General features: G+C 70.4%; 1 protein-coding gene. It reads right to left on the bottom strand.

The genetic code is table 11. From position 1 onward, the window contains the following. On the bottom strand, positions 1-316 hold a 316-nt coding region (locus tag BJQ90_RS08005; RefSeq protein WP_226759766.1), incomplete at its 3' end, for a PspC domain-containing protein. Between the last annotated feature and the right edge of the window lie 398 nt (positions 317-714).

Below are 714 nucleotides of genomic sequence, written 5' to 3'. Positions count from 1 at the left end.
CCATCGGGGGGAAGGGGCCGAGGTCGGGGCCATACAACCCGGCCCTGGGGGCCGCAAAGGGTGCGCTGACCGCCGGGGCAATGGGCGACGCCGGCCGGCGGGGATCGCGTTTGGCGCTTTCGTCCGCGGTGGGCACCATGATCCAGAGCCAGGCATAGAACGCGACTCCGGCACCGCCCGCGAGCGCGGCGACCGCCATGCCGATCCGGACCAGCCGAAGCGGCCAGCCCAGATGCCGGGCGAGGCCGGAGCAGACGCCGGCAATCACCCGGTCGCTGCCGCGCACCAGCGGCGGGCGGGACACGGCGGTTGTCATGAGTCAATCCAAGCATGGATCAGGGTTTCCGGGACCCGTTTCCGCTCCGAACCGGGGGGCGACTCAGGGACAGTTCAGGGTCTCCCCCAGTAGAGCGGATCCGTGGCTGACGGGAGGATCGAAGTATGAATCCGCACACTCCGAACCCCGATGAAGGACACGACCCGGCAGACCGCACTGCCGGGCAGCCCGCAGGACAACAGGCTGCTGAGCCCGCAGACCCCTCCCGCAGTTCCGGCACTGAGCCCGCAGAGCCCACAGGCGGCTCCGCGGCAGGGCATCGGCCCGCTGCCGATATGGACGCCACTGCCCCCTTGGATACTTCACCCTTGGATACTTCCGCGACCCTCCCGTTGGACTTTTCAGCCGCCCCCGGCGGCCCCGGAACGCCTCCGCCC

This window comes from Arthrobacter sp. SO3 (genome assembly GCF_020532825.1).
GTDB lineage: Bacteria > Actinomycetota > Actinomycetes > Actinomycetales > Micrococcaceae > Arthrobacter.
This window is presented reverse-complemented; position numbering and strand designations above follow the sequence as displayed.